The sequence below is a fragment of the Pantoea sp. Cr_R13 genome, assembly GCF_029222565.1.
Classification (GTDB): domain Bacteria; phylum Pseudomonadota; class Gammaproteobacteria; order Enterobacterales; family Enterobacteriaceae; genus Pantoea; species Pantoea eucalypti.
Map to the genome: position 1 here is coordinate 366684 of NZ_JARHXL010000009.1, position 23334 is coordinate 390017.

Genomic DNA, 23334 nt, shown 5'->3' on the forward strand with positions numbered 1-23334 from the left:
GAGGCTGCCTGAATTATTTCACTTTACTATTTTGTTAACGCGCTGAGAGGGAGCAGGGGTTTGTCAGCCTGCTCTTGAGGATTATTGCGTCTGCCTCCTTTCATTACTGTAATTTCCTCGCCTGCTGCCGATAAACAGATCAAGTACCAGCGAGCCATAGATGCGGAACGTCGGTGATAACCCATTAACTCAGACGTTGAGATCTTCTATGTATCGGAATAAAAAAATCAAACTAAGCGCCATGCTCACTGCAGCTTTCTTTACTGTCATCCTGACGGGCGTTTTTGTCACCGGATTTGCCGGATTTAAACTTAATACAGCCAGCGATCAACAGGAATTAACGCGCGCGCGGCTGGGTGATCTCCAGGTTCTTCAGACCCTGAAAGATAATTTAACTCAGCAAACCGTTCTTTTACTCTCTGCGGCCCCGGACGCTCAGGCAGCACTCAAAACGCCGTTCTTTGCTTTGCAGTCCAACAGTGACCAAACCACCGCGCATTTTCGCGAGCTGATTAACGGCGCAAAAAGCATACCGGGGATTAATCTTGCTGAAGTTGAAGAGGCCTCCTCTCAATTAAAAAAAATCGAAGTGGCATCGGGTCCGCTTAACAAAGCCGCGCAAAATCTGTTTACGCAGGATGCCGTGTCGTACCGGGATAAACTCCGTAGCGAACTGATTCCCGCACTCTCCCGGTATCGCATTGCAGTAAATGGGATGGTCGATTATCAGGCGAGGGTAACGAGTAAAACAGCAGAGACGTCGACGCAGGCACTATCAGGGGTCTATCTGACGCTTGCTGGCCTGACGACTCTGTTTGTTATTTTGGGTTTTGCAATGAGTGGCCTGATTACCCGCTGGATTAAGATTCAGTTGGGTGGCGAACCTTCCCATGCCCAGGGCCTGGCCGCCGCGATCGCAGCAGGTGATTTGACCACGAAAGTCACGCTTCGTCAGGGTGATACTGCCAGCATGATGGCTTCGCTGGAAAGCATGCAGAACAATCTGCGTGGCCTTGTCTCACACATCAAAGACGCTTCCTCGTCGGTCGCGATGGCTGCCGATGAGATTTCTCAGGGCAATACTGAACTCTCTTCCCGCACAGAGCAGCAGGCCGCCGCTTTGCAGGAAACGGCGGCCAGTATTGAACAGCTCACCGTCACGGTAAAAAGCAATGCAGCGGGCGCGCAGCAGACTGCGGACTCCGCCCGCGAAACTGCCGCGCTGGCGCGTTCCGGCGAGCATGATATGCAGCGCATGTCAGAGACGATGAATGATATTTCAAAGAGTGCAGTAAAAGTCAGGGATATCACCTCCGTTATCGAAGGCATTGCCTTCCAGACCAACATTCTGGCGCTTAACGCCGCGGTGGAAGCCGCGCGTGCGGGCGAGCAGGGACGCGGGTTTGCTGTGGTCGCTGGTGAAGTCAGGACGCTGGCGCAGCGCAGCGCGACGGCAGCGCGGGATATTAAACATCTGATTGAAGAGGCTGTGGCGCAGGTTGAAAGTGGCGTCGTCGTGGCAACCGGAACCGGCAAGAGTATTCTGGATATCAACGCTATGGTCGGAAAACTGGCTGTGGCAATGGATAACATCTCGCTCGCCTCGGCTGAACAGATGCAGGGTATTTCTCAGGTCAGCATTGCGGTAAACCAGATGGATGGTGTGACGCAGAATAATGCTGCGCTGGTGGAAGAATCCTCTTCTGCATCGCAGTCTCTTTCAGTTCAGGCGCACTCTTTACGTGAAGCCGTTAACGCCTTCCGCATCTGAGCAGACAGCTAACCATTCAGGTCCGAATCAACTTATGACAAACAGTGAGTGACATCTGTTCAGGCCCCGGCAGCAGGGCCTGAGCAGGTAGCTCAAAAAAAGAAAATTTTTTGCATCCGTTTCCCTCCCTCATTCGTATTAACAGATAAGGGCACTTCGGCCCTGTCCGCAAACTGAATGAGGGAAGTGAAAATGAAGCCATTCCTGCCAACTCTGCTTTTATCTGCATTAGTCTTCAGCGGTGCCACTTTCGCGGCGAGTATGGACAGCGACACGGTGATGGTCGGTGGAGCGGCCATGTACCCGTCAAAAAATATTGTTGAGAACGCAATTAACTCCAAAGATCACACCACGCTGGTGGCCGCCGTCAAAGCCGCCGGGCTGGTTCCGACGCTTGAAGGCAAGGGGCCTTTTACCGTATTTGCACCGACTAATGCGGCGTTTGAAAAATTGCCGAAGGGTACCGTCGACTCCCTGCTGAAGCCCGAAAATAAACAAAAACTGACCAGCGTGCTGACCTATCATGTGGTCGCAGGAAAAATGGACATGAAAGCGCTGGAGAAAAAAATCAAAGCCGGTGGCGGTAAAGCCGAGCTGAAAACAGTCAATGGCGAATCACTCTGGGTGATGTCCAACGGCCCGCATAACATTCAGCTTAAAGATGCTCAGGGCAATGTTGCTAATATCACCACCTATGATGTGAACCAGAGTAACGGTGTCATCGACGTTATCGATACTGTGCTGATGCCATAAAGCGTTACCTATACTGTGTGTGGCCACTGAAAGCGTGGCCACACCTTTTACAGGGAAGCCGATGACAAAAAATGTGCCCCACATTCAGGCCGATTTAATGAGCCAGATAGCCTGCGGTGATAAAGCTGCTCTTGAGCAGCTTTACCGCGTCCTGTCGCCCCGACTTTATGGGATCATCCTGCGGATGGTCAGGCGCCGGGACTGGGCAGAAGAGATCCTGCACGACACATTTATCCATATCTGGCAGTCGGCAAACTATTACGATGATGCGCGCAGTGAACCGCACATCTGGCTCAGCCACATAGCCAGAAATCGGGCGATTGATTTCCTGCGAAAACATGAGAACCGATGTTGTTCACTGGAAGAAATCAGCGAAACGGAAGCGGGTTTTCAGGCGTTACTTCCCGCCGATGACAGTCCTGCAGAGGCGCGTCGTCTTCAACATTGTATGGCGCACTTACCTTCAGAACAGCGACAAAGTCTTTCGCTCGCTTATTATCGTGGCCTGTCGCAGAGTGAGATTGCGCTCTCCATGAGCCAGCCTGAGGGTACGGTTAAAAGCTGGATCCGTCGCGCGTTAATCCATCTTCGGGAGTGCATAGGCTTATGACTGCTCAGGAACACAATGATCTCACTGCGGCGGAATATGTGCTCGGTCTTACCGACGATGTGACACGCCATCGACTTGATAAACGCCTCAATGACGACTCACACTTTGCCGCAGAGGTGCTGCGCTGGCAGAAAGCGTTTAGCGGCATCGATTTGCTCACCCACGATGTACTTCCTCCTGCTGCGGTCTGGCCGCTGATCAAGCAGGATCTTAACCGGAACGCTGACGCCTCTGGCGCGATATCAGTCCGCAGGCAACCTGGCTTCTGGCTCGGCTGGAGTCTGGCGGCGGCAATGGCGGGCCTCCTCATTTACACCCAGGTGATTAAGCCGGATACCCCGCATTCCCTGCAGCCCATTGCGGTACTCAGTGGCGTGCAGCCCAACGCACAGTTTGTGGTGAGTCTGGATAAGTCTGATTCACTCATTAAAGTCTCTGCGCTGAACATCACGCTGCCAGAGAATAAAGCCCTGCAACTCTGGCTGATCAGGGGCAGTGCTGCGCCGCAATCGTTGGGACTGATCAATCATACCGACAGTAACGCTTTCCGATTAGCGCCAGGCGAGTTAAACAATCAGACGGTGCTGGCGGTGAGTCTGGAGCCTGTTGGGGGGTCTAAACTCAGCGGGCCGTCCGGGCCGGTGATTTTCCAGGGCAAAGTGACGTTGCTCTGAGAGCAATTAGCGCAGTTTTAGGGTGCGGAATTCACAGGATAAAGGGAGGGGGATTACCGGATGGCAAACCGCCATTCCCTTACCGTTAAAAATCAGGGGGAAAGACAAAAGAATGGAAATCAGAGCGGCCATTGAGTCAGATGCGACAGGCATCAGTGAGCTGATACACAGCGTGTCGATACAGTGTAACTTTTCAGAGGTAGAGCCCTGTCCGCACTGGTTTATCGAGAGCATAAAGCCCGATGTGCTTAAACCGTTGATTGTTGCAGATGACTATCTCTGGCTGATTGCCGTGGAAAGCGGTGAGGTAACAGGCGTACTCACCCTTTTCGAAGGCAATTTAGTGAAATACTTTTTTGTGCATCCAAAGTTTCACCGTCAAGGGGTGGCAAGGGCACTCTGGCAGCAGGTAGCGCCCATGCTGCGTTCAGAAATCAGTGTACGGTCCTCACTCTTCGCCGTTCCCTTCTATGAAAAACTGGGATTTAAGAGAGTGGGGGAGGTTAAGTTTTTTAACGGCGTATCATTCCAGACAATGATGGCTCAACGCTGAATTAAAAAAGAGATTTTTATATCTCTGTTTCTGACATAACCCTGCCAGGTCACTTATTTATCAGACCCGCTTCAGGATCGCGTGGACTCGGGACTACCCCTCTCATTATGTTTACCTGCGAATATTCCTTTTATCACAAAGCTGACTTTGTATGCCATCCGCGCCGGGTCTGATTCAATGCCGCTAATCAGCCAAATCGTCGCAGCGTTCAGGCATCATTTTTCCTGAAAGCACGGTAGTCGATTTTCCATGCATTGAGCTTGTTATATAACGCCGTTCGTGAGATCCCCAGCAGTTGCGCCGACTGACGCAGATTCCCCTGTTGTTCACTGACAACCTGTAAAATATGCATCCGCTCCAGATTTTGCAGTGAGGGTTGAATCTCTCCGGGCGCATCACTGGCTGAGACTTGCTGCAGGGATTCGGGCAAATCGGCTCGGGTTATTTCTAACCCTTCACTCAGGTTGACGACACGCTCAATCACATTTTCCAGTTCACGTACGTTTCCCGGCCAATCCCAGGCTTGCAGACAGGTCATTGCGTCCGGCGCGACCACAGGCGGAATACGCTTCAGACGTGTGCAGAGCGCCTGAATGAAAATATTTACCAACTCCGGTATGTCTTCACGACGGTCACGCAGCGGAGGAATTTCTAATGAAATTACATTCAGGCGGTAATAGAGATCGCGCCGAAAGGCATTTTTCTCCACGGCATCCAGCAAGTTGCAGTGCGTTGCCACGATAATGCGCACATTCACTTTCACGGGCTGAGCCGCGCCGATACGCAGCACTTCACTCTCCTGCAGCACGCGTAGCAAGCTGGTTTGCGCTTCGAGCGGCATCTCACCAATCTCATCCAGAAAAAGGGTCCCGCCGTCTGCCAGTTCAAACTTGCCCGCCGAACCGCCACGCCGTGAACCTGTGAAGGCACCATCCGCATAGCCAAACAGCTCGCTTTGCACCAGATCGCGTGGCAGTGCGCCGCAGTTAAGAGCGATAAACGCTTCCTGCTGACGTGGGCTGGCATTATGAATGGCCTGCGCAAACAACTCTTTGCCGGTGCCACTTTCACCGCTGAGCAGCACTGTGCTGTCGGTTCGGCTGCTGACGCGTGCCTTATGGATTGCCTGCTGCAGACGCGACGAGCGACCGCGAATCATGTCAAAGGTGTAACTCGCATTCACGCCCATGACACGTCGTGTAATGGCACGGATACGCTGATTTTCACGCAGCGACAGCACGCGTCCGCCATCCGGCGCGGGCATCAATGATATCAGGCAGGAGAGGGGAGCCAGGCCGGCTGGCCTGAACTGCAACTCAATGTCATTACAAAAAGGCATGGTCAGCAGCGATCCGCCTTGTGGCTGTAGCAGTTCATCAATCGGGGTATTGCCTGGATTCAGCCCGCTGAAAATCTGGCGCGCATAGCGGTTAAGCGTTTTAATGCGCCCCTGCTTATCACAGACAATCACACCTTCATTCAGCGTCTCAAGAATGGACTGCTGTTCAGCCAGCAGGCGTCGTAGCATCAGTTGCTGTCCGACTGCTTCTGCCGCCGCCTGGACCGTGCCAAGTGTGTGGACGTTGAAATTATCAGGCGTGGCGGTCAGGGTGAGCACACCTATCAACTGTCCGTTTTCATTACGGACGGGGGCCGCAGCGCACTGCCGGCGGCGTTTTCGCAAATCAAACTTCCAGTTTTCACCGCTCAACACATAGACCAGCCGCTGTTCAATCAGGCAGCGCGCGGTACAGTTAGTACCCAATACCTCTTCACGCAGAATACTGCCGATCGGTGTCAGGTCGGCACCGCAAAAATGGAGCGTTACACCCTGCGCATCGGTGAGGTTAATGTGCCCGTCCGGATTATAGGCGAGCAAATTTTCCATAATGCTGCGTGCAACAAGAATGAGTTCTGCATTGTTTTCAAGAATCGCCGTCAGTTCGCTGGCTGGGGGCGCGGTATAGATAAATCGATCTGGATCGATAGCGTACTGCTGCGAGCGTTGCCAGGAGTGCAGAATAGTTTCACGTAGCGCTGGCGGCGCTTCGCTCTGGGTAAAGCTCTCCCAGCTCCGCCATAACAGCGCGTCCCAACTGTCGGCGGCCTCCCTGTCGGGCAGGCTGAAGATCGCCTCGCTCTCATCTCGTAATAACAATTGCTGATTCACACGCCACTCCAGTGGGATTAAATGTCCATTTTATGGGCATGTTAAGTTGACATGTAAACTTTGTTGCCAGTTTGTGATGTGACGTTGTGTCAGCGCTCACAAAATTTCCCGGATTTTGGTTGGCACCACCTTTGCAAAGGTTGTTGCAATCACCTGAATCAATCATGCGAAGGGAAATAAGTTGTTATGCGCAAAAACAATTTACGGCTGATTCTGTTTATCTGTGCCATTGCTTCACTGAGTGGCGTGATTCTTGGTTATGACGCTTCTGTGATCTCTGGCGTTATCGACCCGCTGACAGAACATCTGAATTTAACGCCATGGGAAAGTGGCTGGGCGGTGTCCAACGTCATTCTCGGCTGCATCGTCGGCGCATGGAGTGTTGGCTTCATTTCTGAGCGTATCGGTCGCAAAACGACCCTAATCGTTACCGCTCTACTCTTTTTGCTCTCCGCGGTGGGCGCTGCGCTGGCGGGATCGCTGACCGATTTCGTTATCTGGCGACTGACTGGCGGGCTGGCGGTCGGGATGGCCTCTGCGATTACGCCGCTTTATATCGCCGAAGTTTCACCCAGAGACTGGCGCGGACGGATGCTCGGCCTGCAGCAGATGCTGATGGTAGGCGGACAGGTTACCGTCTATATCGTGAATTACCTGATTGCACGCGGCATGCCGCATCAATGGATTGTCAGTGAAGGCTGGCGCTGGATGCTCGCCTCAGGCGTGGTACCTTGCGTGCTATTCCTGCTGCTGGTGCCGTTTATGCCAGAATCACCGCGCTGGCTTGCGCTGAACGGCAAAAAAGAGCGCGCCCTTGAGGTGCTGACGCGTCTTTCAAATGCGCAGCACGCCGAGCGACTGTTACAGGAAATCCTGACGTCAAATCGGGATGACAACATCCAGACCCGTCAGCGCGGCATCCTGCGGGATGCGCGGGCACGCTATATCCTGCTGGTGGGTTGTGCCATTGCAATTTTGCAGCAGATCTCCGGTATCAACATCCTGCTCTATTACGCGCCGTCACTCTTACAAAACATCACCGGCAGTACCCAGTCTTCCCTGTTTCACAGCATTTTCATTGGTCTTGCGCTGCTGGCTGGTGTGGCCGTTTGTCTGAGTACCATTGATCGCCTGGGCCGGACGTTGCTGCTGCGCTGGGGGGCACTGGGATGCGCGCTCTCTATGATCTTCACCGCCCTGGCATTTATCGCCGATGCAGGTGGCCTGCTGCCGGTGATTGGACTGCTGGTCTTCGTGCTGATATTTGGCCTCTCATGGAGCCTGGGTGCCTGGCTGCTGATCTCTGAAATCTTTCCTAATCGAATTCGCGCCGTGGCGATGGGGTTTGCGTTCGCCTCGATGTACGTCGCTAATTTTATCGTTACCCAAAGCTTCCCGATGATGAACCGCAGCCGGGTGCTGATGGAACACTTTCATGGTGCCTTCCCGCTGATGTTATGCGCAGTGGGATCGCTCATCGCGTTCTGGTTTGTCCGCCGTTTTTTACCGGAAACCCGGGGCGTGTCGCTTGAGCAAATTGAACCGCTAATGCTCTCCAAATCCCGTCGTTTCGCCGCTGAGGTGCAGCGATCTGAACAACACCCTTCATCGCCCGCCTGGGCAAAAGCAAAATAATAAGGAGTTTTTATGAACCATCAAACAGTGCGTGTGGGTTTAATCGGCGCAGGTCGCATGGGCAGCTTCCATGCGGAAAATCTGGCCTGGCGTGTGCCTGGTGCCACCCTTGCGGCAGTGGCCGATCCGTTCCCTGGCGCAGCAGAGAAGCTCGCCAGCCGGCTTGGGGTGAACAAATCGTACAGCGATCTGCATGCGCTGCTTCAGGATGATGAAATCGACGCCGTTGCGATTGCTGCACCAGCACGGACGCATGCGGAGTGGGTGATTGCCGCGGCCAGAGCCGGCAAACATGTGTTCTGCGAAAAGCCTATGGCTGTCACGCTGGATGAGGCCGATCGCGCCATCGCGGCGGCAAAAGAGGCAGGCGTCGTGTTACAGGTGGGCTTTAATCGCCGCTTTGATTCCGGTTTTGCGGCAGCAATTGCAGCGGTAAAAAACGGTGAGAATGGCACGACCCAGCTTAGTCGCTCTGTGACCCGTGACCCAGGCCTGAACGATCCAGCGCCAATTCCGCAATGGACCATCTTTCTTGAAACGCTGATTCACGATTTTGACACGCTACTGCACTTCAATCATGGCGCAAAGCCGGTAGAAGTCTATGCGCTGGCCGATGCGCTGGTGCGGCCAGATTTTAAGGATAAAGGGCTGCTGGATACCTCGGTTGTCACTATTCGCTTCGACAACGGCGCTATTGCTATAGCTGAGGCAAACTTTCAGGCGGTCTATGGCTATGACGTGCGCGGTGAGGTTTTTGGCAGCAAAGGCATGCTGCAGGCGGGCCATATCAATGCCAACCACTGCGTGCGTTACACCGCCAGCGGAATAGCCGTCGATACGTCGCGACTGGATTCAGATCTGCTGCGTGAGGCCTATGTGGCAGAAATGACCGAGTTTGCCCGCTGTATCCGAAGTGGTGAAACGCCTCGCGCCACGGGCGAAGATGCGCGTAACGCGCTGGAAATTGCGCTGGCCTGTATCGAATCTGTACAGAGCAACCTGCCGGTTAAGCTGGGGGCGCGCTGATGGCTGATTATCAACTTTCCATCTGCGCTGAAATGGTATTTCTGGAGCTGCCATTTACAGAGCGCGTAAAACGCATTCATGAGCTGGGTTTCGGCGTCGAAATCTGGGGATGGGCCAATAAGGATATCGATGCGCTGGTGGCGACCGGTGCGCGCTTTACCTCTATGACCGGTTATCTGAGCGGCAATCTTACCGATGAAACAGAGATAGCGCAGTTACTGCAGAGCGCTGAAGCCTCACTGGCTGTGGCCGAACGTCTCAGTTGTCCTGTACTGAATTTGCATGGCACCGGACTTGACGACCGCGGACTGCCGGTAAAACCCGTGACAACGGTAACGGGCGTTATGTGGCTCAAGGCCGCCGATACGCTGCGCCAGGTTGCACAACTTGGTGAACGAGCCGGACGCGTTTTCACCCTCGAAAACCTTAATCTGCCGGTCGATCATCCGGGCACACCCTTCGCCCTGGCCTCTGAAACGCTGGCGCTGGTCGAGGCGGTCAACAGCCCGGCGCTGAAGATGAATCTGGATCTCTACCATGCACAAATTGGCGAAGGCAATCTGATTGAACTGGTACGGCGCTGCGGTTCTGCGATAGGGGAAATCCAGGTTGCCGATGTACCAGGCCGCCAGCAGCCGGGCACCGGCGAGATCAATTACCGGGCTATTGCCCGGACGCTGCAGGAGATAGGTTACAGCGGCACCGTCGCCATGGAGGGCTGGGCCAGCGGTGATAGCACGGCGGCTGTCCAGCAGTTCCGCGATCACTTTACGTTGTAAGCAGCATGTGTCGGGTATTTGCCTGTTACCCGACGCACAATAACGTTAATGAAAACAATAACAACCTCAACCTACAGGAATTGACTATGAACATCAGAAATCTTCTGCTTTGTCTTTGCTCCCTGCTGTTTAGTGCAGGAATCAGTGCCAAAACGTTTACCGCTGGCGTCGCGCTGGCTAACTTCGACCTTAACTTTGTCTCCATCCTTCGCACTCAGATGCAGAAAGAGCTTAACGCCAGTGAACTCAAGAGCCAGTTTGTTGATGCCAAAGGCGATGTCGCGCTGCAGGTGCAGCAGGTTGATGACTTTATCAACCAGGGCGTTGACGCCATTATTCTCAATCCGGTTGATACCCAGGGTGTTTTACCGATGATCACGGCCGCCAAAAATGCCGGTATTCCGCTGGTTTTCGTAAATCGTAAACCGGAAGTGAAACTGCCAGCAGATATGGCATATGTCGGCTCTGATTCGGCGCTGGGTGGCGAAATGCAGATGGAGGCGTTGGCAAAGAAAATGAACTACAAAGGTAATGTAGCGATACTGATGGGCGCCCTGTCGAATGAAGAGGCACGTGAGCGTACCCGCGCTGTGGAAGCGGTTATTAATAAATACAAAGACATGAAAGTTATTGAGAAGCAGACGGCGAAATGGCAACGCAATGAAGCGGTTGATGTGGTTTCTGGCTGGCTGCTAAATCAGCGTCCCATTGACGCCATTGCTGCAAACAACGATGAGATGGCGATTGGCGCGATTATGGCTTTAAACCAAGCGAAGAACGATAAAATCCTTGTGGCGGGAATTGACGGAACACCAGATGGTCAGCAGTTCATTAAAAACGGCAGGATGGTGCTCACTATTTTTCAGGATGCAAAAGGACAGGCTACCGGCGCAGTTCAGGTGACCAAGGCCCTGCTGAACAAACAAAAGGTTGAGACGCTTAACTGGGTGCCTTACAAGCTAATTACACCTGAAAATTATCTGAACTTTGTTGCTGAGAATTCAAAGTAGTCTCACGTTCAGGGTTATTTACGATCATCTCCTTCAGGTGAAAGTGATCAACTGGGGTGCCTGAACAATGATGAACATGCGCGCGTATTCTGGACCGCGAACGGTGAAATGGGGAATTGAACACGCGCGCACATTGCCAGTGAATGATTTTCAGCCGTCTCTCTTACAAACCGACCAGCGTAATCTGTTTCTTAATGGTCAGCGCTTTATAGAGTGCTTTAGCCAGGCTGCCAGGCTCAACGTCAGGCCTGGCGCCCTCCGGATCAGTCCAGAACGATTTAATCCGCAAAATGGTGTTAATGCTGGTCACGCGCTCCAGTTCCAGAACGGCTAGTACAGGGTGACGCATTTCGCCAAGTTCTTCTATGGTTTCGGCTTCAATGACCGCGGCACGGGATGCCTGACTATCAAAGATAACGTGGCAGCGTGCACCCTTGAGGTTAAGAATGTCGATGACTTCATAAAGGCATTCAACAGCCTCTGCACTGTAGGTTGCGGACACATTAAACATAGCAAATCCCTCTGACGTAAAACGTAGTAAGCAGCCAGCATAGGCGAACTACAATCAGAGTAGAAGTTACTGTTTTTGAATGAAAAATATAGAGTCAAAAGGTGACGATAACGTGTGTCATTTTAACTCTTATTTACACTGGTACTAATAATAAGCGAGGCGTTAACAGATTCTGGCGATGGGAGGCGGATTTGACTTAAAGAAGGACTCACATCGGGCATGCTAATCGTTCCAGTGAGCAGTGTATTTACAGATGTACGTAGCGCATTCAGCTACAGGTTTTAACCATTTTACACAATGAACCTTAGGTTAAGTTTAAGATTTATCGCTCTCTTAAATCTCAAATTCCCCGGGCTGACTGGGGTAATGACTTAACCTGGCTCAACACTCAGTCTGATTTGTTTCTGTGATTCAGCGGGATATTCTGGTGGGTCAACATCCTGATGGGGTTTCGCAACTTTGGTGAATAGTACGGCGTGAAACGGATTTGGCGGCGGATGAGACGTCCCGGAATTATGCGGGGTTGTTCACATATGCGGGCGACACGCTGGCGGTTACTGCCTGATCAACCAGATTTTAAAAATACGAAAACGAGAAAAGCCACCACAGAGGATGGCTTTGCCTGCACGATGATCTGCGAGTGGCGCGAGAGAATGGCTACCTGAAACCTGAGTTAATCAGGCTCATCACGCTGTCGCGTAAGTTATTTCTTTTTGATTGCTCAATCCCTGAACATTCTCTGACGGGGCGTCCTCAGTCCTGAATGCGCTTACCGTACGCATCATGATAACGGCCTGATCATTCAGCATGGCGGAAGCAGCAAGCGATTCCTCTACAAGAGCGGCGTTCTGCTGGGTGGTGGTGTCGATCTGTGTAATGGCAATATTAATCTGAGCAATACCGTCCGCCTGTTCGACGGCAGCCTGATCGATTTGGCTCAGGATTGTTTTCATCTCAGAAACGTTGCTGATCATGCCGCCCATCAACTGATTTGCGTCCGTTGCCATTCTTTGTCCGTCTCGTGTCTGGGATGAAGACTTTTCAATCAACGCTTTTATCTCGCTGGATGAAGTGGCCGTCTTCTGTGACAGGGAACGAACCTCCTGCGCCACTACCGCAAATCCCCGGCCATGCTCACCGGCACGCGCTGCTTCAACCGCCGCATTGAGCGCCAGAATATTGGTCTGGAACGCAATCGAGTCAATTAAGGTCAGTATTTCCGCCATCTGACGTGAGGAGGCTTCGATTTCATTCATCTTAACCGTCACGGCCTGCATCATTTCACCGTTTTGACTGACGGCATTCTCAGCCTGCGCTGAGAGCGTGGAGGCAAAGCGCGTATTGCTGCGGGTGTGGGCAATGGTGGCGGTAAACTGCTCAACAGAGGCAGCCGTTTCCTCTACCGAGCTGGCTTGCTCTTCCGTTCGTTCCGATAAATTACGGGTGCCGGCGAGTATCTGATGGGCCCCGGTAGCGATATTTTCTGCACCTTCGCGTATCTGACGGACCATCACACTGAGATTAGTTTGCATGGCGCCAATGGCGTTCATGAGAAGTCCTGTCTCATCCCGACGTTGCGTGCTGATACTGTTAGTGAGGTGCCCTTCAGCGACTCGCTGTACCCGGGCGATAACGTCATAAAGCGGGGCAGTAATCGATCGGGTAATAAACAGTGCCAGCGTAATGGCTGTCAGGATGCTGAACAGAGAGATGAAAATAATCTCCTTGCGTACGCTGTTATATCGCGTAGTGAAACTTTCATAGGAGCTTTTCATCTGGGCTTCCTGTAACCCGATGAAATTCGATACTTGCTTAACATACGCATCCTGTAGTTTCACTGTTGAGTTGAGATAAAACGAGTTTGCCTCCGCTTTATTTACGGCCAGGCGCGACAGGAAATCCTGGCGCGAACTCAGGAATTCGCGGCGTTTGACCTCAATATCATCAAGGATCCTCTGTGAGTCACTGTCGTCTGCAAGACGCCGCAGTTCGCCAAACGTGGTGCTGATATTCTTTGTTTTTTCCAGCATCTCACGCTCAATGGTCACTTTGGAAACGGGATCTTCGGCATTTATCAGCATCAGCTGTAGCTGGACACCCTGATTTATATTCTGAATAAGGTCATTGCCTAAAGATATCGTTGGATAGTCGTCGTTAATCATACCGGTGATACTTGTTCTGGCCATTCCCAGCGCGTTGAGTCCGATAAGGACGCTGACAAGCAGAAAAGAAATCAGTGCGAAATAAGAAATTCCAAGCTTTGATCTGATCTTTAGATTTTCAAAAACCTGCTTAACTCTGTTCATTATTAACGTTCCCGGTGAGTGTGTGGTGAAAATGAAAATGGGGGTAATGCCGCAATGGTTACCCTAAGCATTAATGTGTTCATTCATGCATTATGATTTATGAAATAACCAAACTGTTGTGGGCAGAGTGGGCGCGACCACAGATATCCCTGTATCAGAACTTCATTTTTCAGATCCATTCGGCTGATAAGTTCTAACTGCTGTTGTGTTTCTATTCCCTCTACGACAATGACTTTGCCCAGCTTTTGGGCCAGTTGAATACTGGACTCCATTACCGTGCAGGCGAGTGGGTTGAAAATGGCTTCTTCAGTCAGACTTTTATCAATTTTTATGCACCTGAAGTTGCTGTTGTAAAGATAGCGAAGCCCTGAACTGCCGGTTCCGAAATCATCCACGGCCATCTCAACACCTGCTGCGATTAAAACGCTGAGAGTCGTCTTTACGCTCATCTGCTGCGCCAGTTCCTGGCGCTCAGTTAATTCCAGCACCAGTTTTATTCTGCAGGCTGCTGTGGCATTCAGAAAGTACTGACAGGCAATGATAAGAGATTCCTGTTCAAAGTGGGATGAATGAACATTAAAGTTAAGCCTGAACGAAGGCGGAAGTATCAGAATTCCTGCTAAGATTCTGTCAGCAATATCGGTTAAAAGAAACTCTGCCAGTTTGTTCACGATATTATGTTTTTCAGCAACAGGAATAAAAAGGTGGGGCGATATCATAATGGATAGGCTCACTCTCCAGCGTATCAAAACCTCGCCTCCCATGAGGCGTTTTTCGTTCAGGCTGAATACCGGTTGTATGTCAAAAGAGAAAGCCTTATCTCTAAGGGCGTTAATGATGTAACGCTTTCTGGAGTAGAATCGGTTCAGTGTCCAGCGTGAGGTAAGGAAAAACGCCAGAAACAGGGAGGAAAAAAAACCAGCAGAGATTATCGTATGGTCAATGCCATCGGTGTTTTCTGATGAGGTCTCTATTATTTTGTACGGAAACAGGGCGGACTTTTTTAAATAACCATTTTCTTCCACCGAAGAAGATGCTGTTAAACCGTGCCAGGAGAGTCGCATTCCATCTGCTTCAAGTGTATAAATTTTGTTGCTTACCAGATGGATTGTGCTGAGTGGTCTCGTAAAATATCCGGCATCTATTGCAAGTGTCATCATGCCATTATTGAAAGGTATTAAAATCACCATTGCATTTATATCTGGTACGCGGTTGGAGCCGGATATGATTTTTATTGAAATTCCTTTTTCATTTTGTTCGATGCGTTTTCTGATATCGTGCCTGATGTTCAGGTTAACCCTTTCGTTTGGGATGTAGGTCTGACCTGTCGATGAGGAGCAGTAAATATTCCCGGAGGCATCAAACAGAGTTAACGATCGAATATAGCCGTTTGTCTGAACGGTTTTTTTTATTAACTGCAGTTGCTTGTGCAGTCTGTCCCCGTTTTTATTAGTGCGGTGGCACTTTCGATCGCGTCCGCCAGAATTCCGTCGATTTTTATTACCAGGCTCTCCAGTGTCCGGGTTCTTTGTTTGTCGTCAGAGGATGAATTAATGCAGTAAAAAAAGATCGCTGACAAAGCGACCAGAATTGATGAAATGATCAATGACGCCCATAATTTCTTTTTATCCGCACGCTCAGGGTTTTGAAAGGCTTCTGAAATTATAGTTGCGTGCCTTGCCTTCATCATTTCTCCCCTGGTGTTATGTGGTTTAAAAGAAATTAATTTTTCCCAAAAAACACTGGGTCAATGGCTAAGTTGTTGTCGGAGGGACTTCTGTCACTCATATAAATAATGAATGACGTAATATCACCTTTTTTTCTAAAATAGATTGTGTAGCGCAACTGCTAATACACTGTAATCTAATCATCAATTTTATGTCAAGATGATCGGGTTGGCGTAAATTATCAGTGTGACGCCAGGCAATAACGGCAAGTTTTAATACTCTGAAAAATAAACATGTCGTTATATCGGCAATGGAACAGGAAGATATAGTTCAAATAAAGTGAACGAGTGCAGGAGCTGTAATCAGTTTAACTGATTACGGCCTGCAGAAAGGGGGCTTTAATCCAGGGTTTATATTGATAACGCTAAGTGATCATCACCTCATAATAACCTGCTGCCAGTTCATCCAGCATCCCATCTGTAAATGCCGGTATGTTTTAGCCCTGCGGTGAGGCTTTGTTGGCAAGCCATTGACGGTAACGTGCTGGCGCCATTCCCATTATCTGTGTGAATGCTTTTCTGAAGGCTGTCTCTTCTGAATAGCCACACTCTGTCACCACCTGTCGTATGCTGATCGTAGGATTCGCGAGCATGACACAGGCAGATTCTATTCTTATCCGGGTGATGAATTCTTTAGGCTTTTCCTGCGTGAGCGCTTTAAGTTTTCGTTGCAGCGTGCGTTCAGTGGTATTGAGTGCTTCAGCCAGTTGTGCCGCGCTGATAGAGGGATTTTTAAACCGTATGATGTCCTGAGCACGTAATAAAAGCGGGTGGCCATTATCTGCCAGCCCGGGAGGGACATAAAGGTGCTGGCATAAAGAGTCGTTGTCCGTAAGCGACATGCCTGCGGCAAGTTTTGCCACATCGGCTCCAGCGCCTTTCTGAATAATATGCAGAACCAGCGAAATCCATGAGAAACAGCCGCCGGTGGTCAATACCCGTCCATCTTCCTCAAGCACCTTACCCCATTGAGACTGGGCAAGTGGGTAGCGTTCCCGCATGGTGTGATAAAACCACCACGTTGTTGAAAAAGACTTTCCGTCAAGCAAACCTGCTTCGCCCAGTATGAACCCACCTGTACCTGTTGAGGCGACGATAGAACCAGCGTCATATTGCTTCCTTAACCAGACGGCGGCCTCTTTTACGCCCATCATATTCACGGGCTCCCGGTTGTTTCCCAGCACCATGCCGGGCGCAATAATGACATCAGGTTGACCAACTGACTGAAAGGAGCTGTCAATGTGAATGAGACGGCCCTGAACGTCCCATACGGGGCCACCATCCGGACTGACGATAACGGTCTGAAAAGGGTCGTTTTCAAACCGGGCTGCATGTTGTGGACTGGAAGCAACGGCATAATTCGCTATCCAGAACATGTCTGCTATTCCTGAAATGGCTGAGAGAACGCTGCCCTCAATAGCCAGTATCGCAATTCGCATTGCCTGAACCCCCATGGTGTTAAATTGTCGTAAATTGCGTGAAAATTGTTACTTGCTGCGTAACATAAACAACGCAGCTGTTTAACCCGCTAAGCGTGTATAGAGCCACAACGCGCTACCGTCATGCAAACTGAACCTGAGATGCAGAACATCTGGGCAGTAAATGGGTGTACTCTGATTGTTAAAAAGAGGGTTTTTCCAGCCACAAATGCGTCTGAGAAGGTGAGGGGGATGCATTACAGTGTGAAACTAACGAAGCGTGCAATCAGGCCACAGCCAGATGCTGTGAAGCATCGGATGGCTGCTTTGCAGCTGAATTATTAAGCTTTAAAATCACAGGTAAATTGCTAATAAACATCTAATTATTTGCTGGTATAGTGACATAAAAAAATAGTCACTGGAGTTTATCGATGTTGAGCAAATACAAAGGTTCGCAAATTCTTTTTCACTGGCTTACGGTTCTGTTGATCATCGTGGCTTACGCTACGATTGAGCTGCGCTGGATGGCAGACAAGGGCACCTGGCAGCGAAATGTGGTTATGATTACTCATTTTTCAGCAGGTTTCTGCATATTTCTCCTGATGATAGCCCGTCTTTTTTTGCGCACCCGCACGAAAACCCCGCCGATCACGCCACCTGTTGCGCGATGGCAGACGGGTATTTCGCATCTGGTGCACACCTTGCTGTATGCACTTTTTGTTGTTTTACCGGTCCTGGGGCTGAGTTCACGTTACCTGCGCGGAAAAGAGTGGTCCCTGTTTGGGCTTAACATGCCTGTCGCGACGATTCCGGACCCTGCCACTGCCAGTATGTTAATTGACTGGCACGAAACCCTGGCGCCACTGGGATACTGGTTAATTGGTCTGCATGCGGTGGCGGCGTTGTTCCATCACTATTTTCTGAAAGATGACACGTTGCGCAGGATGATGCCGTAAGCGCGTGGCCTGATAATCAGAGCGTGTTGATCGTTCACGATCCTGCACTCGTCGGTTGGATGAACAGGAATTTTGAGGAGAATCATGCTCTGGTTAATATCGAAATATGCCATTACGGCGTTTATGGTCGTACTGATATCAGAAGCGGCGAAGCGCAGCGATCGACTTGGCGGTTTGCTTGCCGCCTTACCGCTGGTCACTCTTCTGGTGCTGATCTGGATGAAGCTGGAAGGGCAGACACAGGAAAAAATCAGCGCTCATGCCTGGTACACTTTCTGGTATGTGGTGCCGACACTGCCGATGTTCGTTCTTTTTCCCTGCCTCTATCAGCGAACCGGCTTCTGGCTGACGCTACTGATATCCTGCGTAATCACTGTCGTCCTCTTTGCTCTCTGGGCGCTGTTTTTAAAGCGCTTTGGTATTCAGCTTATGTAGTTAAGGTGACGCTTAAGCGTCACCTCAATTCACCCTGCGAAATGGCCAAACAAAGCGCCAGTCACGCCGGACAGCGCCATTGCGAGACTGCTCCAGAAACTGACGCGGATGACGCTGCGTATTACTGGTGCTCCGCCTGCTCTGGCGGCTACAGCCCCTAAAATCATCAGCGCCAGCAGAGCCGCGATAACGAAACCCGCAATACCTGAATAAGTCAGAGCGACAATAAGCGGAATTAATGCCCCCACCGTAAAACTGCCTGCAGAGAACAGTGCAGCCTGAAGCGGCCGGGCGCTGGAGATATCAGAGATGCCAAGCTCATCACGCGTATGCGCATCAAGGGCATCATGCTTCATTAATGCGGTGGCAACCTCATGCGCTAACGCTTTATCCAAACCGCGATGAATATAAATCGCTGCCAGCTCATGTGTTTCAGCCTGATAGTTGCTTTCCAGCTCGGCCTGCTCTTCGGCAATAGCGGCGCGCTCAGTGTCAGCCTGCGATGAAACAGAAACGTACTCACCTGTCGCCATAGACATGGCACCGGCCACCACGCCGGCTACGCCTGCCAGAAGCAGACTATGAAAAGAGCTGTTTGCAGCAGCGACACCGGTGAGAAGGCTGGCCGTAGAAACAATGCCATCATTGGCACCCAGCACGGCTGCACGCAGCCAGCCAGAGCGCGAAATTTTGTGCGATTCTCCATGTATCAACAGTTTATCCCTCTTGTGTCAGACGTTGACGTTTTAAAGCAGGCCGCAGCAGGCACTTAATATGTAAATCATGACCTCATTGGCTCTCGAACAGTCGCCCTCGAAAAAGTATAGACGCGGTGCGAAAGTCAACGAGGGAACCGGCGGGCCATCGTTAAAAAACCTCAATCAAGCTTGCTGAGATCACGTTCAATATCGGCATGCCGTCCATTGTCAGCGATTTCCCGCCCTGGACGCGGCGCTGCTTTAAGTGCTTTTTCCAGATATTGCCTGGCGATCTGTTTATTACCCTCATTGAGCTGGAAATCGCCATAAAAATAGTTTGAGTCAATACCATCAGGATTAATGGCAAGCGCTTTATGCAGCATGACTTCTGCCTGTTTTTTATCACCAAAACCAATCGGCCATCCTGGTACCTGATAATAAAGTGCACCCAGACTGGTATAAGCGGAACCCTGCAGCGCGTGAGGATCAATCGCCAGCGATTTTTCAAGATCGACTTTAGCCTGTTTCACCAGGCTAAGCGCGCCCAGTCCGCCTTTAGCGCCTGCCCAACTGCTATCTATGATTGCGCTCCAGATAAGTAACGCCGGATCGCTCTCACGGTCGGGTAGCCGATGCGCCTGCTGGCTAAGTTCACTTAAGCAGTTCTGTTTCTGATTTTCCAGCGTACGATACTGGCACACCGACCAGCCTTGCTGAAGAGCGGTCAGTGTCGTTTCAGCTGAAGCCAGACCGGGCAAGGTGATTAGCGTCAGTGATAAACAGGCAAAAAGAGTTTTCATTTATTTCATCTCCACTGAAGCATCAGATTGCAAAAAGCGATTAATAACAGGCAGCTTTTTAATCAGCGCACGATCAACGAGAGTGGGAAAAACGGCATTAATAAACACAAATATCCGCTCCATTCTGCCAATACGCGCCCTCAGGCGTTCCTGAGTCAGCGATTCTGTGATAAATCGGGCGACCTCATCCGGTGAATCACTTTTGTTACCGAGTGCGGCATTCATTGCATTGACCGCTGAAGAATTAAGGGATGTCTTTGCTGAGCGGGGAGCGGCATACAGCACCTTGATACCTGATGCGCCCAACTCACGGCCCAGTGCCTCAGAAAAACGATACAGTGCTGCTTTAGACGCACTGTAAACGCTGTATCCTGGATGCCCCAGCTCGCCAAGGATCGATCCCACGTTGAGAATGATTGCGCCAGCATTGAAACTGGGGAGCAGGGTACTCGTGAGAATCATCGGAATTTCAACATTGATGCGTAGCTGCTCGCGAATATCAGCCGGGCTTTGCTGAACCAGCCGCGCAAAACGACTGGTTCCGGCATTATTAATCAGCACATCAATGCGCCGTTCAGCCTGGAAACAGCGACTAAGCGCCAGGATCTCTTCATCACTGTAATCAAACAGCGCAAAGACAGTGTGTCGTTCAGGATCCTGCATTCTGTGCCGTAGCGTCTCCAGTTCGCTTTGGCTGCGCCCCACCAGCCAGACACAGGCTCCCGCTGCCGCAAGGCGCAGTGCCAGGGCCTGTCCGATGCCACCATTCGCGCCAGTCAGTACGATATTTTTATTCCGTAGTTCCATTGGGTACCTCACCCAGAGCACGGAGCATATCGCCATAAAGCGCATAGACTACGTTGGCGGTATGTATGATGTCCTGCTGATCGCGCTCATCCGTCACTTTATCCATCAGGCTGGCAAAGAACTTGAGATGTTCAAGATCCAGTGCGCCGTGTGAACGCAAATAGGTGGTCGCTTCTTCCGGCAGATTCAGTGCATGCTGCAGTGACTCAGCAATCGGTGTTGCGATGTGTACACTGGTGCCTTCCAGGACGTGAACCATCCCGAACACGCACAGCGGATTGACGCGTTCAATACGGTAGTAGAGCCAGGCGAGCATCAGCTCAATCGCCCGTCCGGGTATTCCACTGCGCACACTTTCAGCATCGCCACCGCAGGCACGGATATCATTCAGTATCCATTCATGATGACCATATTCTTCTTCAATATATTCAGCCAGCGCTGCCCGGAGCCACTCTTTTTCGGCGGGCAGACGGCTGCCTGCACTCATCAAAAGGGGCACGGTATGGCTGACGTGATAATAGGCCTGGCTCAGGAAGGCGATATACATGTCACGTGTAACCTTCCCGCTGGTGCTTTGTTCAATCACCGCACTGCTTAACATCGCGTTGCGTGCCTGTTCTGTCTGATCCTGCAGTTGCTGATAAAAAGCCATTCAGAGGTACTCCTCACAATTCACTATTTGATGTTTCATCAACGTCCAGATCGCATCGCGACGCGGGCGTTCGTTTGCGGTCAGCAGTTCAGGTGATGAAATGACCGGGGTAAAAATCAGGTGGTGGGGTCGTGCGTAATCCGGTAAATCTGCTGACAATGCCATCAGTTGTTCGCGTGCAGAGGATTCCATTCCTTCCGCGGCGTGAACCAGCGCCACATTGTGTTTTAATCCTTCGCCAAACATGACGATGCGGCGAACAGCATTACAGGTCATCGCTTCAGCTTCTATCCACTCTGGCGAGAAGTTACGGCCAAAGGCTGTAATCTGGACGTTGCGTGCCCGTCCGTTGATATGCACGAAACCTGACGAATCACATTCAGCAAGATCGCCTGTGTTAATCAGCGAACCAAAGGGTTCCTCACCCAGATAGCCAGCGGCATTACCCGGGCCTGAAACAAGCAGGCTGCCTGTTGCATCGAAGGTGATATTGATGCCAGGCAGTGGTCGGCCGGTGCTGCCTGCTTTGTGGCTGCCGGGCAAGTTCAGGGTCACCACGGAGCCACACTCTGAAAGACCATATCCTTCATAAACCGGTAAACCGGCTTCGCTAGCCGCATGCAGCAGGCCGACCGAAACTTTTCCACCGCCGACCGCGATAAATTTCAGCGATTTACAGATGTCCGGCATGTGGCTATGCAGGAGGGTGAGCATGCGCAGCAATTCAGGAACCAGTACAAGGCTTTGCGGTTGCCAGCGCATCAGCGCCGCGGCAAAAATCACATGGCTGAACTGACTGGAGCCCGTAAAGCCGATCTCTGCAGAGGAGGGAATGACAGTGGTCACGCCCAGCAACAGCGGAACATAACCGCCGCAGATATTTTCCAGTAGTGTGCTCAGCGGCAGCACAACCAGGTGCTGCTTCAGCGCCAGAGGTGCCATCGCAGCTGCCAGCGCTGAGGCGGTCCACTCAATTCCGCGCTGAGTCAGGCATACCCCTTTGGGCTGGCCGGTGGTACCGGAGGTATAGGTGATTTTGATTGAATCCCGATGAAGGGCGGGCAAGTCAGCCCCGGGGTAACTGTGCAGCACACCTACTGAAACAGATTGTGACTGCCAGCCCGCCGGGCAACGCTCACCCACAATACCGTCGAGACCCGCCGAGCTAATCACCCACGATCGCTGTTGCTGCGAAAAAAAAGCGGGAACAGGGACGCAGACAACGCCAGCTTTCAGGCAGGCCAGGTCGGCAATAAGCCAGAGCGGTCCGTTTTCCAGCGCCAGTCCCAGCCGCTTAATGCCTGCCTGTTGCAGTTCTGCGGCAAAGTGAGATACGGCCTGTTCATATTCGCGCCATGTCCAGCTTTGCCCGGTGCTGAGCAGTGCCACCCCATCGGGCTGCGTTGCGGCATGATCGATAAGTGCATTAATGAGCATGGCGAAGATTCTCCTGCTCTGATTGCCACGGGGCGGCAGGTAATTCACCAAAGAGATTCAGTAGCAGCGAGCTCTCAGCCAGCGCTTTCTGACCGCCAGCCAAATCGCCAGCCATGACCTGAGGCTGATGCTGGTAATAGCGTCCCCAGACTGTTTCACCATCAGTGACTTTTGCATGATCGGCTGTGGAAATGCAGACCGGCATCAGATTAAGTCTGGCGAAAATGTTGCGGATTTTCTGAGTGCCTGTAAACATGATGTACTGGTAGCGATAGTTGTTCAGCAAAAGGCAGACAGCGGCGTACATGACGCGAGCGGCTGCACCATCTACCGCTGCAAAATTTCCCGCTTCCACAATGCTATTGCGATCCGCATTATTAAATCCGCGCTCAGTCAGGCTTGCTTCTGCGGGTTTATCCAGGTACTGCTCCAGAAAAAGCGCGCCCTGAGAGGCAGGCATGACGCCGCAGGCCGCCAGCAGATTATTTTCGCCATCACACAACATCAGAATCCACGGCATTAATACGGTCAGCTGGGCATCAAAATGCTGAGAGTAGTGCTGACGGATAAAGTCGGTTGCATTATTCAATTGTGACGAACCTGCAAC

At 51.3% G+C, this 23334-nt stretch carries 22 protein-coding genes; 11 read left to right on the plus strand and 11 right to left on the minus strand.

The features are described from left to right. Positions 1-208 precede the first annotated feature (208 nt). From P2R09_RS05660 to P2R09_RS05680, 5 genes are all read left to right on the plus strand, one after another. Positions 209-1771, plus strand: coding sequence for a methyl-accepting chemotaxis protein (locus tag P2R09_RS05660; RefSeq protein ID WP_275767884.1), 1563 nt, complete (start codon positions 209-211; stop codon positions 1769-1771). Between the two features lie 192 nt (positions 1772-1963). Continuing rightward, positions 1964-2524 (plus strand): fasciclin domain-containing protein, encoded by a 561-nt coding sequence (locus P2R09_RS05665; protein ID WP_275767886.1) that lies wholly within the window; start codon positions 1964-1966, stop codon positions 2522-2524. Between the two features lie 61 nt (positions 2525-2585). Continuing rightward, positions 2586-3134, plus strand: coding sequence for a sigma-70 family RNA polymerase sigma factor (locus P2R09_RS05670; RefSeq protein WP_275767888.1), 549 nt, complete (start codon positions 2586-2588; stop codon positions 3132-3134). Further along, positions 3131-3808 carry an anti-sigma factor gene (locus tag P2R09_RS05675; RefSeq protein ID WP_275767890.1) on the plus strand — a complete coding sequence of 226 codons (678 nt, stop codon included), beginning with the start codon at positions 3131-3133 and terminating at the stop codon, positions 3806-3808. Before P2R09_RS05670 ends, P2R09_RS05675 begins: the two co-directional genes overlap by 4 nt. Before the next feature lie 112 nt (positions 3809-3920). Then, on the plus strand, positions 3921-4361 hold the full coding sequence (locus P2R09_RS05680) for a GNAT family N-acetyltransferase (RefSeq protein WP_275767892.1): 441 nt from the start codon (positions 3921-3923) through the stop codon (positions 4359-4361). 208 nt (positions 4362-4569) lie between these two features. Here P2R09_RS05680 and P2R09_RS05685 read toward each other — a convergent pair whose 3' ends face one another. After that, the gene (locus P2R09_RS05685; protein ID WP_275767894.1) at positions 4570-6531 is read right to left on the minus strand and encodes a sigma 54-interacting transcriptional regulator; all 1962 of its coding nucleotides are present in this window, start codon (positions 6529-6531) and stop codon (positions 4570-4572) included. 186 nt (positions 6532-6717) lie between these two features. Here P2R09_RS05685 and P2R09_RS05690 point away from each other — a divergent pair, with 186 nt between their 5' ends. The 4 genes from P2R09_RS05690 (at position 6718) to P2R09_RS05705 (ending at position 10981) form a co-directional block, all read left to right on the plus strand. Continuing rightward, a complete protein-coding gene (locus P2R09_RS05690) occupies positions 6718-8166 on the plus strand; it encodes a sugar porter family MFS transporter (RefSeq protein ID WP_275767896.1) in 1449 nt (482 codons plus the stop codon). 12 nt (positions 8167-8178) lie between these two features. Beyond that, positions 8179-9192 carry a Gfo/Idh/MocA family oxidoreductase gene (locus tag P2R09_RS05695; RefSeq protein WP_275767898.1) on the plus strand — a complete coding sequence of 338 codons (1014 nt, stop codon included), beginning with the start codon at positions 8179-8181 and terminating at the stop codon, positions 9190-9192. Then, positions 9192-9971, plus strand: coding sequence for a TIM barrel protein (locus P2R09_RS05700; RefSeq protein ID WP_275767900.1), 780 nt, complete (start codon positions 9192-9194; stop codon positions 9969-9971). The genes P2R09_RS05695 and P2R09_RS05700 overlap by 1 nt, the downstream gene beginning before the upstream one ends. Positions 9972-10057: 86 nt before the next feature. Beyond that, positions 10058-10981, plus strand: a complete 924-nt coding sequence (locus tag P2R09_RS05705; protein ID WP_275767902.1) for a substrate-binding domain-containing protein — start codon at positions 10058-10060, stop codon at positions 10979-10981. Positions 10982-11144: 163 nt separating this feature from the next. On the opposite strand, the gene P2R09_RS05710 is transcribed toward P2R09_RS05705, so the two are convergent. The 4 genes from P2R09_RS05710 to P2R09_RS05725 form a co-directional block, all read right to left on the minus strand. Further along, positions 11145-11492, minus strand: a complete 348-nt coding sequence (locus P2R09_RS05710) for a hypothetical protein (protein WP_275767904.1) — start codon at positions 11490-11492, stop codon at positions 11145-11147. Between the two features lie 686 nt (positions 11493-12178). Continuing rightward, positions 12179-13798 carry a methyl-accepting chemotaxis protein gene (locus tag P2R09_RS05715; RefSeq protein ID WP_275767906.1) on the minus strand — a complete coding sequence of 540 codons (1620 nt, stop codon included), beginning with the start codon at positions 13796-13798 and terminating at the stop codon, positions 12179-12181. A gap of 83 nt (positions 13799-13881) precedes the next feature. Continuing rightward, on the minus strand, positions 13882-14988 hold the full coding sequence (locus P2R09_RS05720) for an EAL domain-containing protein (RefSeq protein WP_345799215.1): 1107 nt from the start codon (positions 14986-14988) through the stop codon (positions 13882-13884). A gap of 973 nt (positions 14989-15961) precedes the next feature. Then, entirely contained in the window at positions 15962-16900 is a 939-nt protein-coding gene (locus tag P2R09_RS05725; protein WP_275767908.1) for a helix-turn-helix domain-containing protein, read from the minus strand. Between the two features lie 473 nt (positions 16901-17373). Between P2R09_RS05725 and cybB the strand changes: the two genes are divergently transcribed. Together cybB and P2R09_RS05735 are read left to right on the plus strand one after the other, a co-directional pair. After that, positions 17374-17898, plus strand: coding sequence for a cytochrome b561 (gene cybB, locus P2R09_RS05730; RefSeq protein ID WP_275767910.1), 525 nt, complete (start codon positions 17374-17376; stop codon positions 17896-17898). An 84-nt stretch (positions 17899-17982) separates the two neighbouring features. Next, positions 17983-18333 carry a DUF3147 family protein gene (locus P2R09_RS05735; RefSeq protein ID WP_275767912.1) on the plus strand — a complete coding sequence of 117 codons (351 nt, stop codon included), beginning with the start codon at positions 17983-17985 and terminating at the stop codon, positions 18331-18333. Positions 18334-18362: 29 nt separating this feature from the next. Here P2R09_RS05735 and P2R09_RS05740 read toward each other — a convergent pair whose 3' ends face one another. The 6 genes from P2R09_RS05740 to P2R09_RS05765 all read right to left on the minus strand — a co-directional run bounded on the left by P2R09_RS05740 (position 18363) and on the right by P2R09_RS05765 (position 23316). Continuing rightward, positions 18363-19046 carry a VIT family protein gene (locus tag P2R09_RS05740; protein WP_275767914.1) on the minus strand — a complete coding sequence of 228 codons (684 nt, stop codon included), beginning with the start codon at positions 19044-19046 and terminating at the stop codon, positions 18363-18365. Positions 19047-19210: 164 nt separating this feature from the next. Further along, positions 19211-19831 carry a hypothetical protein gene (locus P2R09_RS05745; protein ID WP_275767916.1) on the minus strand — a complete coding sequence of 207 codons (621 nt, stop codon included), beginning with the start codon at positions 19829-19831 and terminating at the stop codon, positions 19211-19213. Beyond that, positions 19832-20638, minus strand: coding sequence for an SDR family oxidoreductase (locus P2R09_RS05750; protein ID WP_275767918.1), 807 nt, complete (start codon positions 20636-20638; stop codon positions 19832-19834). It abuts the gene before it with no gap. Further along, a complete protein-coding gene (locus P2R09_RS05755) occupies positions 20622-21290 on the minus strand; it encodes an iron-containing redox enzyme family protein (protein WP_275767920.1) in 669 nt (222 codons plus the stop codon). Before P2R09_RS05755 ends, P2R09_RS05750 begins: the two co-directional genes overlap by 17 nt. Further along, complete coding sequence (locus tag P2R09_RS05760) at positions 21291-22727, minus strand: AMP-binding protein (RefSeq protein WP_275767922.1); 1437 nt, start codon at positions 22725-22727, stop codon at positions 21291-21293. It lies immediately after the preceding gene. Then, positions 22717-23316, minus strand: a complete 600-nt coding sequence (locus tag P2R09_RS05765) for a thermostable hemolysin (protein WP_275767924.1) — start codon at positions 23314-23316, stop codon at positions 22717-22719. Before P2R09_RS05765 ends, P2R09_RS05760 begins: the two co-directional genes overlap by 11 nt. Between the last annotated feature and the right edge of the window lie 18 nt (positions 23317-23334).

What these genes read in the sequence shown, in the direction of transcription:
- P2R09_RS05715 (WP_275767906.1), bottom strand. Translation starts at nt 13,798, where the DNA reads ATGAACAGAGTTAAGCAGGTTTTTGAAAATCTAAAGATCAGATCAAAG.
- P2R09_RS05690 (WP_275767896.1), top strand. Translation starts at nt 6,718, where the DNA reads ATGCGCAAAAACAATTTACGGCTGATTCTGTTTATCTGTGCCATTGCT.
- P2R09_RS05720 (WP_345799215.1), bottom strand. Translation starts at nt 14,988, where the DNA reads ATGGTGATTTTAATACCTTTCAATAATGGCATGATGACACTTGCAATA.
- cybB (WP_275767910.1), top strand. Translation starts at nt 17,374, where the DNA reads ATGTTGAGCAAATACAAAGGTTCGCAAATTCTTTTTCACTGGCTTACG.
- P2R09_RS05680 (WP_275767892.1), top strand. Translation starts at nt 3,921, where the DNA reads ATGGAAATCAGAGCGGCCATTGAGTCAGATGCGACAGGCATCAGTGAG.
- P2R09_RS05665 (WP_275767886.1), top strand. Translation starts at nt 1,964, where the DNA reads ATGAAGCCATTCCTGCCAACTCTGCTTTTATCTGCATTAGTCTTCAGC.
- P2R09_RS05745 (WP_275767916.1), bottom strand. Translation starts at nt 19,831, where the DNA reads ATGAAAACTCTTTTTGCCTGTTTATCACTGACGCTAATCACCTTGCCC.
- P2R09_RS05695 (WP_275767898.1), top strand. Translation starts at nt 8,179, where the DNA reads ATGAACCATCAAACAGTGCGTGTGGGTTTAATCGGCGCAGGTCGCATG.
- P2R09_RS05670 (WP_275767888.1), top strand. Translation starts at nt 2,586, where the DNA reads ATGACAAAAAATGTGCCCCACATTCAGGCCGATTTAATGAGCCAGATA.
- P2R09_RS05675 (WP_275767890.1), top strand. Translation starts at nt 3,131, where the DNA reads ATGACTGCTCAGGAACACAATGATCTCACTGCGGCGGAATATGTGCTC.
- P2R09_RS05760 (WP_275767922.1), bottom strand. Translation starts at nt 22,727, where the DNA reads ATGCTCATTAATGCACTTATCGATCATGCCGCAACGCAGCCCGATGGG.
- P2R09_RS05660 (WP_275767884.1), top strand. Translation starts at nt 209, where the DNA reads ATGTATCGGAATAAAAAAATCAAACTAAGCGCCATGCTCACTGCAGCT.
- P2R09_RS05755 (WP_275767920.1), bottom strand. Translation starts at nt 21,290, where the DNA reads ATGGCTTTTTATCAGCAACTGCAGGATCAGACAGAACAGGCACGCAAC.
- P2R09_RS05700 (WP_275767900.1), top strand. Translation starts at nt 9,192, where the DNA reads ATGGCTGATTATCAACTTTCCATCTGCGCTGAAATGGTATTTCTGGAG.
- P2R09_RS05710 (WP_275767904.1), bottom strand. Translation starts at nt 11,492, where the DNA reads ATGTTTAATGTGTCCGCAACCTACAGTGCAGAGGCTGTTGAATGCCTT.
- P2R09_RS05725 (WP_275767908.1), bottom strand. Translation starts at nt 16,900, where the DNA reads ATGTTCTGGATAGCGAATTATGCCGTTGCTTCCAGTCCACAACATGCA.
- P2R09_RS05705 (WP_275767902.1), top strand. Translation starts at nt 10,058, where the DNA reads ATGAACATCAGAAATCTTCTGCTTTGTCTTTGCTCCCTGCTGTTTAGT.
- P2R09_RS05735 (WP_275767912.1), top strand. Translation starts at nt 17,983, where the DNA reads ATGCTCTGGTTAATATCGAAATATGCCATTACGGCGTTTATGGTCGTA.
- P2R09_RS05750 (WP_275767918.1), bottom strand. Translation starts at nt 20,638, where the DNA reads ATGGAACTACGGAATAAAAATATCGTACTGACTGGCGCGAATGGTGGC.